Here is a 13,791-nt window from a genome sequence, read left to right as displayed (position 1 = left end):
AAGCGTCCTCAGTTCCAGCGCTGGTTGGGGCCGCCGGCGCAGGACCACACGATGACGGGCTGGCCCGGCCGGGCATTGCCGCCTTCGATGTCCAGGCACTTGTTGGCAAAGCGGCTGCGGATCTGTCCACGGCTCCAGTCCCATTTCTGGTTGGGCTGGTTGCGGCATTGCCAGGCGATCACGCGCGCGCCATTGCGCGTGCTTCCGTCGGCGACGTCCAGGCACAGGTCGCCCACGCGCATCTCGCCATCACGCGTCAGCGTGAAGCGCTGGTTTTCACCGCCGCTGCAGTGGTACACGATAAGGCCGTTGCCCGGGCGCAGGCCACCCGACACATCCAGGCACAGGCCGTTCTGGCCCCGTACCTCCCGTCCTCCCCACGACGGGTAGCCGGGCTGCTGGCCCGGGTAGCCCGGATAGTGGTCATCGTTCCATTGCTCGTCGCGTTCACGTTCGCGGTCCTTGTCGCGCTTGTTCGCCAAAATGGCGGCGCCGGCAATGGCTGCCACGGCGGCACCGGCGATCCATGCGCCCGTGTTGTCGCTTCCGCCTTCCTGGCCCTGCGCGCCCTGGGGCAGGCCGGTCAGGATGCGGAAACGCCCGCCGCAGCCACCCTTGACCCACATCTCCCGGCGGCCCAGGTCATAGCCCCAGTTCTGGTTGTAGCTGCAGTTGCCCGCCAAGGTCTCGACCAGTTGGACCTGCTGCGCGTCGTCGGGCAGGCTGTAGGTCTGATAACGACCGTTGGACATGAGCTGCACCGTCTCTTCGCCTGCATGCGCAGGCAGAACCGGCAGGATGAAGCTGCTGGCCAGCAGGACGGAAATGCATTTATTGATTTGCATGGGATTTCTCGGGCTGCGTTGATCTGAGGGGCGGCCGCATTGCGCACGGCACTCAACTGCGAGCCCAGCATGAACCCGGCTTCCCTCGACAAGCCATGGAGTTTAGCCAAGCATTTTGTAGGAACAGGGCGAAACCACACCGCACGGCCGCCTTCAATGATCCGGAGGCAAAAAAGGAGACGGAGGGCAGGCCGCACATGGCTTGTGCATGCATCCTGTCTCGGATTCGCTGCGGGTAACAAAACCATACATATGATGACGGGTTCGACATACAAGGAGCCAATTCATGATCATCGGGATTGACCTGGGCAGTACCAATAGCCTGGCTGCAGCATGGCAGGATGGGAAAGCAGTTCTGATTCCCAATGCCCTGGGCGATTTCATGACGCCCTCCTGCGTCAGTCTGGATGATGATGGAAGCGTGTTGGTAGGCCGTGCGGCGCGGGAACGTCTGCAGACCCATCCGGAACGCACTGCCGCAAATTTCAAGCGTTTCATGGGCAGCAACAAGGGGGTGCATTTGGGGAATCGACAGTTTCGCCCGGAGGAGCTGTCATCACTGGTGCTGCGGGCGCTCAAGGCCGACGCCGAGGCATTCCTGGGCCAGCCCATCGAGGAGGCCGTGATCACCGTACCGGCCTATTTTTCGGATGCGCAGCGCAAGGCCACGCGAGCGGCTGGACAGCTTGCAGGCCTGCGCGTCGAGCGGTTGCTCAATGAACCCACTGCCGCCGCCATGGCTTATGGCCTGCACCAACAGGACGCTGAAACCCGCTTCCTGGTCTTTGACCTTGGCGGCGGGACATTCGATGTCTCCATCCTGGAGATGTTCGATGGAGTAATGGAGGTGCGCGCATCAGCCGGAGACAACTTTCTGGGAGGAGAGGACTTCCTGCAAGCTCTGGTCGATCTCTTCATTGAACGTCAGGCGCTGTCCGGAGACCTACTGAAGGATCGACGCTTCATGCAGCGGCTCCAGGCTGAGGCCGAGCGTGCCAAGAGGGCGCTGAGCGACCAGCCGAGCACCTCCATCCGTCTGGAGCACGAGGGCCGAGTCCTGGAGATGCCGCTGGATGAAGCACTTTTGGAGCAAGCCTGCAGAAGTTTGCTTCAGCGGCTGCGCATGCCGGTCGAGAGAACGCTGCGCGATGCGAACCTTCGAAGCGCCATGCTCGACAACATCGTGCTCGCCGGAGGGGCCACCCGCATGCCGGTGGTGAGGCGCCTTGCAACAACGATGTTTGGCCGGTTTCCTGCGATCGATTTCAATCCTGATGAAGTCGTGGCACTGGGTGCCGCGGTGCAGGCAGGGCTCAAAGCCAAGGATGCTGCGCTCAGGGAGGTTGTGATGACGGATGTCTGTCCCTACTCGCTGGGGGTGGCCGTCAGCAAACGCATGCCTGATGGCTCCACGATCCAGGGGCACTTCGACCCTGTCATCGAGCGCAACACTACCGTGCCTGTCAGCCGGGTCAACAGCTATATCCCGACTTCCCCGTACCAATCGTTCATCGACCTTGAGGTTTACCAAGGGGAGTCCCGCATGGTCCGCGACAACATTCATCTTGGCGATTTGCGTATTGAATTGCCTGGATTGGCTCTCGAAGATTCTTGCGTGGATGTGCGCTTCACCTACGACGTCAATGGATTGCTGCAGGTTGAAGCCAAAGTACTCAAGACGAACAGGACATTCAGCCTGCTCATCCAAGGAAATCCCGGCGTGCTGTCGGAAGAGGACATCGTTGAACGCCTGGCTGCGATGGATGCGTTGAAGATCCATCCTCGCGACACCATCGAAAACCGCACCACGCTGGCGCGGGCCGAGCGCGTCTATGCACAGATGCGCGGCAATGCCAGGCAGTGGCTGAGTGAGCAGATTCTTCAGTTCGAAGCCAGCCTGGCAACTCAGGATGCCCGTGTGGCGAACAAGGCACGTGCGCTCTTGGACGAACAGCTCTCCCATCTGGAGCGCAGTGCAGCGGTGCTGGCTGATGATGCAACCTGACCCGCCGACAGCGACGTACATGCCTCTTCCCTTTCTTGCTCGGCTGGGTCTGGATCTCAACGCTGACGAGCGCGCGATTCGTCGTGCCTATGCCCGCGCACTCAAGGAAATTGACCAGGAAACAGACCTTGAAGGTTTTCAGGCTCTGCGGGAGTCCTATCAGGCCGCGCTTGCCTGGCATGCCCAGCGCCGTCCTGAAACGGCAATGCCACCCTCAAGTTCAGACAGCAAGGAAGACGCACCGCACTCGCGGAGCTCGTTCGACGCGCATATCGATACGGGGAATACGCCTTCCCGCAAGGCAGAGCCTGCATATTCCGCCCGCACCATCGACCATGCCCGGCAGATAGCGCACGCACTGCTGGCAGACCTGCGCAAAAAGCTGGCAGCCGGGTGGCCCCAAGACCGTACTGCTGCCAGCATCTGGCTGAACGAGGTTCTGAAGGACCAGCGCCTGATCGACATGGATGCGCGCCACTTCTTTGAATGGGGCATGGCAGCCTTCCTGGCTGAGGGCTGGCAACCCCGCAAGGAGTTCCTGTTCGGCCCTGCGATAGATTGCTTTGGCTGGAAGCAAGACCGTGGCCGCCTTGCAGCATTTGGCCATGCCGGGGCCGTCGTGGCATCCGCCATTGGCGAACTGGAGTTCTTCGACAGCAGGCCAAAGCACGTACGGGTAGCGCAAAAGGAATTGATCCAGGGTCTGCGCGAAAGCAGCAAGCCGCCGACATCGACGCTCTTGAAGCACAGGGCCACGTTGCGGGATGTCGTCCAACACTACCCTCACTGGCTGCACATCATCACCGACACACGCAATGCGAAGCGCTGGCTTGAGTGGGCAGATCAGATACCCCGATGGCGTCAACGATTGGCTCTCAGCGCCTCGCCCAGTACGAGCGAGAGAAAAGGTGGAAATTTCTGGTTTGGCTGGATTTTTCTTCTGGTGCTTGTCCTGTCAACACTGGGGAAGATCTCCGCGCTCGTTAACTCATCTGGACCATCCGTGCCGAGGCACAGCCCGCCCTTGACCACCCAGTCGTTCGCACCGCCTGCGGCTGCAACTGACGGCACTGCCTCCAGCTTTACCAGAATCGTCAAGGACTTGCCTGCCTCCAGCGCGGCGCCTGTCCCCCTTCCCCTGGACGATGACTCCCTCAAACTGCCGCCTGCGGCCGAGCTTCCTCGGCATCTGCAGGCTCCGCGCCTGGCTTATCCGGAGCAGGCCAAGCGCCTGCGACAAGAGGGCAGAGTCGTGATCAAGGCGCGAATTGATCCTGACGGCAAGATTCGTCGTGCAGAAATAGACCAAAGCTCAAGCCACGCCATCCTGGACGAAGCAGCGATGGCAGCCGTGTTGAAGGCTTCCTTCATTTCGGCGAAAGATAGCTCAGGCGCGTCGGTCCCCAGCGTCATCAAGATTCCTATCAAATTTGAGCTCGGCAACTAGAACGTGTTACGGGCCTGCGGAGGGAATGCGTGCCTGCTTCGATCAAGCTCCTGTAAACCGCGCCACCCCCGCCCGAAACTCCCCACTCCCATACACCGCCGACACCAGATCCTCATCATCCAGCCGCTGCTCCACGACGATGCGCCTCAGGCTTTCCTTGACCGCTGACTGGGTGGTTGCCGACAAGGCCATGAGCTGCTCGGCCAGCGCCTGTGCCTGGGCTTGCAATTGATCTGCCGGCACCACCGCATGCACGAACCCGCAGGCTTCGGCCTGCCCGGCTGACAGGTAGTCCGCCAGCAGCAGCATGCGCTTGACGCGTGGCACGCCCAGGCTGGCCACCAGGCGGGCGATGTTGCGTGACGACAGCGTGTTGGACAGCGTCTTGGCAATCGGCGCACCGAAGCGCGAGCCGGTGCTGCAGATGCGAAAGTCGCATGCCGTGGCCAGGGCCAGGCCGCCGCCCACGGCCCAGCCGTCGATGACGGCGATGGTGGGCACGGCGATGCGCTCCACGGCGTCGATCACGCGCTCCACGAAGGCTTCGTAGGCAATGCCTTGCTGGCCGTCATGGAAGTCCTGGAAGTAGGCGATGTCCGTGCCCGAGATGAAGGATTTGCCGCCCGCGCCGCGCAGCATCACGCAGCGGATGGCCGGGTCGGCCTGGCAGCGCTCCAGGGCCGTGAGCAATGCCTCGTACATGGGCATGCTCATGGCGTTGTGGCGTTCGGGGCGGTCGATGAGGATCTCGGCCGCGCCCCCGGCGTGAACGGTCAGTGCCACGGCTTCATGCAGGGCGGTGCTCATGCGGCGGCCTTCAGGGCGCGGAGTTCGGCCATGATTTCCGCGTTGTGCTCGCCCAGCAGCGGCGGATGGCGGCGTACCTGCTGGGGGGTGCCGAGCATCTTGACGGGAAAGCCGATGTTCTTGACCTTGCCCTCGATGGGGTGGTCGATCTCCATGCACATGCCGCGGTGCCGGCCATGCTCGCCCTCGAAGGCTTGCGGATAGGTGAGCAGCGGGCCGGCGGGAATTCCGGCCTCCAGCATGCGGTCCACCCAGTCGGCGCTGTCGTGGTGGGCCAATTCCGCTTCCAGCTCGCCTATCAGTGCCTCGCGGTGCTTCAGGCGCAGCGCCACGGTGGCGTAGTCGGGGTGCTCAAGCAGATCGGGGCGCTCGATCAGCGCGCACAGCCTGGCCCAGAGTTTCTGGTTGGTGGCGCCCATGACGAAGTAGCCGTCGCGCGCCTTCACGGCCTGGTAGGGGGCGCTCATCTTGTTGCTGGTGCCCAGCGGCGCGGGCGGCACGCCGGTGCCCCAGTATTCGGACATGTCCCAGATCGAGAAAGCCATGGCCGAGTCGAACAGCGAGGCGTCTATGTGCTGGCCCTGCCCTGTCTTCTGCGCGCCGATGTAGGCGGCCAGCAGTCCGTAGGTGGCGAACAGTGCGCAACCGATGTCGGCCACGGGCACGCCGGCCTTGACGGGTTTCTCTCCCTTGTAGCCGGTGACGCTCATCACGCCCGACATGGCCTGGGCCATGAGGTCGAACCCCGGCCGCTGGGCCCAGGGCCCACTCTGGCCGAAGCCCGAGATGCTGACATAGACGATGCGCGGATTGATGCGGCGGATGCTTTCGTAGTCGATCTTCAGGCGCTGGACCACGCCGGGCCGATAGTTCTCGACGATGACATCGGCTGTCGTGGCCAACTGGTAGAAGGCCTCACGCCCCTCCTCGCTCTTGAGGTCCAGCGTCAGCGACCGCTTGTTGCGGTTCATGTTCAGAAAGCCCATGCTGTCCGGGCCCTTCATCTTGAAGCCCATGGCGCCCCGCGTCTGGTCGCCGGTGCCCGGAGGCTCGACCTTGATGACATCGGCGCCCAGGTCAGCCAGCAGCATGCAGGCAAATGGGCCGGCCATGACCTGGCTGACGTCGAGCACGCGGATGCCTTGCAGAGGCAGTTGCAGCGGGTTGGATTGGGGATTGCTCATGCCGTGTCCTCAGCTTTCTTCGGTGATTTTTGCAGCGCGCACCACGTCGCCCCACTTCTTGTATTCGGCAGCCATGAAGGCCGCGAACTTGTCCACGGAGCCGCCGCCGTCCTCCACGCCGTATCCGTCGAAGCGGCTGACCACGTCGGGCATGGCCAGCACGCGGTTGATGTCGGCATTGATGCGCTGGGCCAGTTCCCTGGACATGTCGCGCGGGCCGACGACGCCGTACCAGCTCGATGCGTCAAAGCCCTTGAAGCCTTGCTCGTCCATGGTGGGCATGGCCGGGAATCCCTTGGCACGGTTCACGCGGGTCTGGGCGATGCCCAGCATTTTTCCTGCGCGGACCTGGGCAGTGGCGGCCGTCATGGTGTCGAAGCTGAAGTCGATCTGTCCGCCGATCAGGTCGGTCTGCATGGGACCGGATCCTTTGTAGGGAACGTGGATGCTCTTGACACCTGCCGCCATGTTGAACATCTCGGCCGCAAGGTGCTGCACCGAACCTGTGCCCGAAGAGCCGAAGCTGACCTTGCCGGGGCTTTTGCGGCACAGCTCCACCACCTCCTGCACCGAGCCATGGCTGTTCCTGCTGCTGGTCACCAGGATGTGGGGCGTGGCGCCGATGAGGGCGATGGGCGCGTAGTCCTTGAGCGGGTCATAGGTGATGGATTTGAAGATCTGCGGCGAGATGGCATGGGTGTTCACATGGGCCATCAGCAGGTTGATGCCTTCGGTGAAGCGCGTCCTGGCGAAGTACTCGGCCGCCAGCGAGCCGGTGGCGCCGGGCTTGTTCTCCACGACCACGGGCCGGCCCCAGACCTCGGACAATTTCTGGCCCACGATGCGCGCGAACACATCGGTGCCGCCACCGGGCGCCCAGCCCACCAGGATCTTGACGGGGCCCTTGGGCAGGTCGGAGCCCGGGGGCGAGGCCCCTGCCCAGGGAGCGGCCAGCGCGGCGGCGCTGGCCGCGATGAAGTCGCGGCGTCTCATGTCTGTCTCCTGCACATCGTTGTTGTGCAGCCACTGTCGCCGCGCGTCGGATTCGCCGCAAGCCTGTGGAACGCATGCCTGGTTTCGCCATATGCGAAACCGTGACGCTCTCAGTTCGCCTCGGAGGCGGGATGCAGCAGCGCCGCCACCACGTTGTGCAACGCCTGTTGCTGTGCCTGCCCTTCGATGAAGGACAGCACATAGCTGCGCTCGTGCCAGTCGCCTTCCAGCGCGGCACAGCCCAGCTCCGGCCCGGGGTGGAAGCTGCGCAGCACGCCTGGCGGCATCAGGCCCACGCCCAGGCCTTCGCGCACCAGGGCCAGCATGGTGTCGAAGCCACTGACCGTGAAATCATTGCGGAACACCCTGCCCCGGCTGTGATGGGCACGGCGCAGGGCATTCAGGATGGCCGAGCCCCGGCCCAGGCTGACGATGCGGCACTCCAGCAGCCGGTCCAGCTCCACGGGCTGGTCGCCGAAGCTGAAATGCCTGCGGCTGTAGACCAGCACCAGGCTGTCGCGCCGGTAGTCGGCGCGCGGCAGGTCCACGAATCCGCTGGTTTTCTCGAAGATGCCGATGTCGATGACCTTGTCGCGCAGCAGTTGCTGGACGATGCGGCTGTTTTCTTCCATCACCTGCAGCGTGATGTGGGGATAGCGGCGCTGGGTGGCCGCGATGTCGGCGGCCAGGAACTGCAGGATGGCCGACTTGGGCGCGCCGATGATGATGCGGCCGTCACGGCCGCGGCCCAGGGCCTGGGCATCGCCCTCCAGGCGATCGACCAGGTTGCCGATCTGCCGGATATGGGCCAGCAGCTTGAGGCCGGGATCGGTGGCCTGCACGCCATGGGGCTGTCGCTTGAACAGGCGCGTGCCGAGCTGGGCCTCCAGATCACTGAGCCGCCGCGAGGCCGCCGCCACCGCCAGCTGTAGCCGGTCGGCAGCGCGCGAGATGCTGCCCTCCTCGGCAATGGCCAGCACGAGCTGCACGGTGGTGGAGTCGATCTTCATCATGGCGGCGGCCCTCTCGTCTGGCTTCTCGTCTGGCTGGAGGGCGACGATTGTGCCGCAGCGCCCCGCTGCGTCCCACCGGCCCTTTCGTCAGGCTTTGCGCAGAGCCTTGGCCTGGCGGGCCAGCGCCGTGATGCGGCTCCAGTCGCCCTGCTCCAGCGCATCCGTGGGCACCAGCCAGGAGCCACCCACGCAGACCACATTCTTCAGGGCCAGGAACTCCTGGGCATTGGCTGGCGACACGCCGCCCGTGGGGCAAAAGCGCACATCGCCGAACGGACCCTGCCAGGCCTTGAGCATGGCCGTGCCGCCCGCCTGCACGGCGGGGAAGAATTTGAGCTCGTTGAAGCCGTCGGCCTGGGCGGCCATGATCTCGCCGCTGGTGGCCACGCCGGGCAGCAGCGGCAGCTGCAGGTCCTGGCAGGCCTGGCCCAGTGCGCTGGTGTAGCCGGGACTCACGGCAAAGCGCGCGCCGGCATGGGCACAGGCGCGCGCATCGGCTGCGCTGCGCACGGTGCCGGCGCCGACGATGGCCTCGGGCACGGCGCGCGCAATGGCCTCGATGCTGGCCAGGCCCTGGGGCGTGCGCAGCGTGACCTCCAGCACGCGGATGCCGCCCGCGACCAGGGCCTGGGCCATGGGAACGGCATGCGCGAGGTCGTTGAGAACGATGACCGGGATGACCGGCGCGTCCTGCATGAGCTCCAAGGCCGTCAGTCGTTGATCCATGTGCAAGCTCCCTCTTCTGCGCTGAGCGCGTGGCGCCGGAATCCGGCAAACAGTTCGCGGCCGAAACCCCGGCCATTGGCTTGGCGCAGCGCCCGGGGCATGGTGGCCACCAGGCGTTGCTGCCATTCGGATTCATCGACCAGCACGGCCAGGGTGCCGGCCACGGCGTCCAGGCGCACCAGGTCGCCATCGCGCAGGCGCGCCAGCGGCCCGCCCACGCAGGCCTCGGGCGAGACGTGGATGGCGGCAGGCACCTTGCCCGAGGCGCCGCTCATGCGGCCGTCCGTGACCAGGGCCACCTTGTAGCCCTTGCCCTGCAGCACGGCCAGGGGCGGAGTGAGCTTGTGCAGCTCGGGCATGCCATTGGCGCGCGGCCCCTGCCAGCGCACTACGCAGATGACATCGCGGTCCAGTTCGCCGGCCTTGAAGGCCTGCTGCAGCGCTTCCTGAGAGTCGAAGACGCGTGCGGGCGCCTCGACCACATGGCGGTCCTCGGGCACGGCGCTGACCTTGATCACGCTGCGCCCCAGGTTGCCGGACAGCAGCTTGAGCCCGCCCGTGGCGCTGAAGGGCGCATCGGCCGGGCGCAGCACGGACAGGTCGCCGGAGACTTCGGCCGCGTGCCAGGCCAACTGGCCGTTGTCCACGGCCGGAATGCGCGCGAACTCCTGCAGGCCATCGGGCCGCACGGTGAGCACATCGCCATGCATGAGGCCGGCCTTGAGCAACTGGCCGATCACATAGCCCGGACCGCCTGCGGCCTGGAACTGGTTCACGTCGGCGCTGCCGTTGGGATAGACGCGGGCCAGCAGCGGCACCACGCCCGAGAGCTCGGAAAAATCGTTCCAGTCGATGGTGATGCCCGCAGCGCGTGCCACCGCCACCCAGTGGATCAGGTGGTTGGTGGAGCCGCCCGTGGCCAGCAGGGCCACCATGGCGTTGACGATGCAGCGCTCGTCCACCACGCGGCCGATGGGGGCGAAGCGCTTGTTCCTGGTGATGGCCAGCACGCTGCGCATGGCCTCGCGCGTGAGCAGTTCGCGCTCGCCGTCGGCCGGGTTGATGAAGGCCGTGCCCGGCACGTGCAGGCCCATGGCCTCCAGCAGCATCTGGTTGCTGTTGGCCGTGCCGTAGAAGGTGCAGGTGCCTTCGCCATGGTAGGCAGCCGATTCGGCGGCCAGCAGCTCCTTGCGGCCCACCAGGCCCTGCGCGGCCTGTTCGCGCACCTTGGCCTTGTCGCCGTTGGACAGGCCCGAGGTCATGGGTCCCGCCGGCACGAAGACCGTGGGCAGGTGCCCGAAATGCAGGGCGCCGATCAAGAGGCCCGGCACGATCTTGTCGCAGATGCCCAGCATCAGCGCAGCGTCGAATACGTCGTGCGAGAGCGCGATGGCCGTGCCCATGGCAATGGCATCCCGGCTGAACAGGCTCAGCTCCATGCCGGGCGCGCCCTGGGTCACGCCGTCGCACATGGCGGGTACGCCGCCGGCGACCTGCGCCGTGGCGCCCAGCCTGCGTGCCTCGTCCTTGAGGATGTCGGGATAGCGGGCCAGCGGTGCGTGGGCCGACAGCACGTCGTTGTATGCGGTGACGATGGCGACGTTGGGCGCCTTCTCCTCCACGATGCGTATCCTGTCGCCGCCTGGAATGCCCGCAAAGGCATGCGCCACGTTGGCACAGCCCATGGACTGCGCGCCGGGCGGGCGCGCGGCCATGGCGTCCACCTGTTCCAGGTAGGCGGCACGTGATTCGGCACTGCGCTCGCGGATGCGGCGCGTGACCTGGTCGACGATGGGGTGGATGGTGCTCATGGGGTGTCCTGCGGATGCGCTGATGCGCGTTTTCTCTGTGTCGCGTTGTCTTTTTGGTGGATGTCGGCCGGGGCATCCCTCCCAGGTGCGTCCGGCCCTGAATCGAAGCTTACTTCACTGCGCGCGCCTGCTTGACGGCGGCCTGTACCTCATCCCAGGTACCCTGGCCCACGGTCTTGGCAATGCCGGCATTGACCGTGGCGAGCTTGTCGCGCATGCGTCCCACCTCGGCGGCGGGCAGCTCGTTGACCTGCATGCCCTTGGTCTTGATATCGGCCAGGGCCTTGGCCGCTTCCTCGCGCGTGTCCTTGCGCTCGAACTCGCGGCTCTTGACGGCGGCGTCCTGCAGCACCTTTTTCTCGGCCGGTGTCAGCGTGTCCCACCACTTCTTGCTGACGGTGACGATCCAGGGGCTGTAGACGTGGTTGGAGATGGTCAGGTACTTCTGCACCTCGTAGAACTTGCTGGACAGCACGGTGTTGAACGGGTTTTCCTGGCCATCGACGGCGCGGGTTTCCAGCGCGGTGAACAGTTCGGAGAAAGGCAGCGGCACGGCGTTGGCGCCCAGGGCCTTGAAGCTGTCGAGGAAGACGTTGTTCTGCATCACGCGCAGCTTCACGTCGGCCAGGTCTTCCAGCTTGGCGATGGGGCGCTTGTTGTTGGTGAGGTTGCGGAAACCGTTCTCCCAGTAGACCAGGCCCACCATGCCCTTGGGCTCCAGCGTGGCCTTGACCTTCTCGCCCACGGGGCCGTCGAGCACGGCGTCGGCCTCCTTGGTGCTGCTGAACAGGAACGGCGTGTCCCAGACCGCCATCTCGGGCGACAGGCCGACCAGGGTGGCGGTGGAGCCGACCATCATCTCCTGGGCACCGCCGATCAGCGCCTGCTGCATCTGCGTGTCCGATCCCAGCGAGGCATTGCCGATGGCGCGCACCTTCATCTTGCCGCCCGTGGCCTTTTCGACCTCCTTGGCAAAGAAGCGCGCCGCGCGGCCCTGGTTGGAGTCATCGACCAGGCCGTAGCCGAAGCGCACGATGCGCGGCTTGAAGTCCTGGGCCATGGCCTGGCCCGTGGCGGCCAGCGTGGTGATGGCGGCCATCAGGCCGGCGAGTGCAAAGGGAATACGCATGTTCATCTCCTTGGGTTGTAGTGGGGGGTCAGTGCATCCAGCGCAGAGGGGCCAGGATGATTTGCGGAAAAATCACGAAAAGCACGGCAAGCAGCACATAGACCATCAGGAACGGGTTCGTGCCCTTGATCACGGTCTCCATGCGCAGCCGGCCCACGCCGGCAATCACGTTCTGTACCGTTCCCACGGGCGGCGTGATCAGGCCGATGCAGCCCACGTAGATGAACATGAAGCCGAAGTAGATGGGGTCGATGCCCGCCTTGACGGCCAGCGGCGCGCACACGGGGCCGAAGATCAGGATGGTCGGCGTCAGGTCCATGGCCGTGCCCACCACCAGCAGGAACAGCATCATCGTGGCCATGAACAGCATGGGGTTGCCCAGCAGGCCGGAGAAGCTGTCGGCCAGCATGTTGGGCAGGTCGGCCAGGGTGATCATGTAGGCCGTCACCGTGGCGGCGCCACACAGCAGCATGACCACGGCCGTGGTCTTGGCGGCGGCCAGGAACACGGCGTACAGACGGCTCCAAGTCATCTCGCGGTAGATCACCATGGACACGAACAGCGCGTAGACGGCTGCGACCACGGCCGCCTCGGTGGGCGTGAACACGCCGCCCTTGAGGCCACCCAGGATGATGACCGGCATCATCATCGCCCAGAAGCTCTTGGCCAGTGCCTTCAGACGCGGGCCCCAGGCCATGCGTTCGCCGCGCGACAGGTCGAACTTGCGGGCGATGGACCACCAGGCAAAGATCAGGAAGACGCCCATGATCAGGCCCGGCACCACGCCCGACAGGAACAGCTTGCTGATCGAGGTGTTGGTCGTCACGCCGTAGATCACGAAGGGCATGGACGGCGGAATGATGGGCGCAATGATGCCGCCCGAGGCCAGCAGGCCCGCGCTGTAGCTGTCGGGGTACTTTTGCTCGCGCATCATGGGCAGCAAGATGGTGGCCAGGGCGGCGGTATCTGCAATGGCCGAGCCGCTCATCGAGGCCAGCAGCACGGCGGCGCCAATGGCCACGTAGCCCAGGCCGCCACGGATATGGCCCACATAGGCGCGCGCCAGGTCGATGATGCGGCGCGACAGGCCACCCGCGTTCATCAGCTCACCCGCCAGGATGAAGAAGGGCACGGCCAGCAGCGGGAAGTTGTCGAAGCCGGCCTGCAGGTTCTGCGCAAGCAGCTGCGAGTCGAAGAAGTCCAGATGCCACATCAGCGCCACGCCGGTCAACACCAGCGCCTGGGCAATGGGCATGCCGATCACCATGCCGCCGATCAGCACGGCCAGAAAGATCAGGGTCACAACCATGGTGCCTGCTCCTTACTCGACCGAAGTCTCGCCATGGTTTTCTGCCGGCGCGCCGCGGCGCAGGTCGCGCAGCGACACCAACAGCAGGCCCACGGCCAGCACCAGGGTGGCCGCAGCGCCCAGGGCCAGCGGGTAGCCCAGCACCGTGCTGTAGCTGTTCAGCCCGGCCTGCACCTGGGCCCATGAGCCCCACAGCAGCAGGCCCATGCAGACCAGGACCAGCGCCTGCGACACCCAGAACAACACCTTGCGCGCGCCAGGGCCCACGCGGGATGTCACAAGGTCGAAGCCCAGGTGGCTGCCCTCGAAAGCGGCCACGATGGCCCCAATGGCCACCAGCCAGACGAAGAGCAGGCGCGAGATTTCCTCATAGGACACGATGCTGGTATGAAACACATAGCGCAGCACCACGTTGACGAACACGGCAATGACCATGCCGGCCAGGGCCAGCACCATCAGCACCTCGGCAAAGTGCTGCAGGCGCGGCTTGGGCCGGACTGCGGGGGAATCGGATTGCATGGT

The 13,791-nt window shown here is 65.1% G+C and carries 12 protein-coding genes; 2 read left to right on the top strand and 10 right to left on the bottom strand.

What is annotated here, in order from left to right:
• Nucleotides 1-8 precede the first annotated feature (8 nt).
• Entirely contained in the window at nt 9-845 is an 837-nt protein-coding gene (locus PO605_RS28870; RefSeq protein ID WP_047474826.1) for a lectin, read from the bottom strand.
• 286 nt (nt 846-1,131) lie between these two features.
• On the opposite strand from PO605_RS28870, the gene PO605_RS28865 reads away from it, so the two are divergent.
• Together PO605_RS28865 and PO605_RS28860 are read left to right on the top strand one after the other, a co-directional pair.
• Entirely contained in the window at nt 1,132-2,850 is a 1,719-nt protein-coding gene (locus PO605_RS28865; RefSeq protein ID WP_047474827.1) for an Hsp70 family protein, read from the top strand.
• A complete protein-coding gene (locus PO605_RS28860) occupies nt 2,837-4,297 on the top strand; it encodes an energy transducer TonB (protein WP_272207240.1) in 1,461 nt (486 codons plus the stop codon). Before PO605_RS28865 ends, PO605_RS28860 begins: the two co-directional genes overlap by 14 nt.
• Before the next feature lie 42 nt (nt 4,298-4,339).
• Here the strand turns inward: PO605_RS28860 and PO605_RS28855 are convergent, their stop codons facing one another.
• The 9 genes from PO605_RS28855 to PO605_RS28815 form a co-directional block, all read right to left on the bottom strand.
• Complete coding sequence (locus PO605_RS28855) at nt 4,340-5,104, bottom strand: enoyl-CoA hydratase (RefSeq protein ID WP_047474830.1); 765 nt, start codon at nt 5,102-5,104, stop codon at nt 4,340-4,342.
• Nucleotides 5,101-6,288, bottom strand: a complete 1,188-nt coding sequence (locus PO605_RS28850) for a CaiB/BaiF CoA transferase family protein (protein ID WP_047474833.1) — start codon at nt 6,286-6,288, stop codon at nt 5,101-5,103. The genes PO605_RS28855 and PO605_RS28850 overlap by 4 nt, the downstream gene beginning before the upstream one ends.
• Before the next feature lie 9 nt (nt 6,289-6,297).
• Entirely contained in the window at nt 6,298-7,281 is a 984-nt protein-coding gene (locus tag PO605_RS28845) for a Bug family tripartite tricarboxylate transporter substrate binding protein (protein WP_272207239.1), read from the bottom strand.
• A gap of 110 nt (nt 7,282-7,391) precedes the next feature.
• Nucleotides 7,392-8,294: a LysR family transcriptional regulator gene (locus tag PO605_RS28840; RefSeq protein WP_272207238.1), complete on the bottom strand. Its 903-nt coding sequence runs from the start codon at nt 8,292-8,294 to the stop codon at nt 7,392-7,394.
• Nucleotides 8,295-8,381: 87 nt separating this feature from the next.
• Nucleotides 8,382-9,020 carry a bifunctional 4-hydroxy-2-oxoglutarate aldolase/2-dehydro-3-deoxy-phosphogluconate aldolase gene (locus PO605_RS28835; RefSeq protein WP_016446061.1) on the bottom strand — a complete coding sequence of 213 codons (639 nt, stop codon included), beginning with the start codon at nt 9,018-9,020 and terminating at the stop codon, nt 8,382-8,384.
• On the bottom strand, nt 9,005-10,831 hold the full coding sequence (gene edd, locus PO605_RS28830) for a phosphogluconate dehydratase (RefSeq protein ID WP_016453429.1): 1,827 nt from the start codon (nt 10,829-10,831) through the stop codon (nt 9,005-9,007). The genes PO605_RS28835 and edd overlap by 16 nt, the downstream gene beginning before the upstream one ends.
• A 109-nt stretch (nt 10,832-10,940) precedes the next feature.
• Nucleotides 10,941-11,960: a TRAP transporter substrate-binding protein gene (locus PO605_RS28825; RefSeq protein ID WP_016453430.1), complete on the bottom strand. Its 1,020-nt coding sequence runs from the start codon at nt 11,958-11,960 to the stop codon at nt 10,941-10,943.
• A 28-nt stretch (nt 11,961-11,988) separates the two neighbouring features.
• Nucleotides 11,989-13,269 carry a TRAP transporter large permease gene (locus PO605_RS28820; protein WP_016446058.1) on the bottom strand — a complete coding sequence of 427 codons (1,281 nt, stop codon included), beginning with the start codon at nt 13,267-13,269 and terminating at the stop codon, nt 11,989-11,991.
• Between the two features lie 12 nt (nt 13,270-13,281).
• Nucleotides 13,282-13,788, bottom strand: a complete 507-nt coding sequence (locus PO605_RS28815; RefSeq protein ID WP_016446057.1) for a TRAP transporter small permease — start codon at nt 13,786-13,788, stop codon at nt 13,282-13,284.
• Nucleotides 13,789-13,791 lie beyond the last annotated feature (3 nt).

Origin of the sequence: Delftia sp. DT-2 (genome assembly GCF_028401915.1) — a bacterium.
In the GTDB taxonomy this organism is placed as follows: domain Bacteria; phylum Pseudomonadota; class Gammaproteobacteria; order Burkholderiales; family Burkholderiaceae_C; genus Comamonas; species Comamonas tsuruhatensis.
Note: the sequence above shows the minus strand (reverse complement) of the source record. Positions and strands in the feature narration are given on the sequence as shown.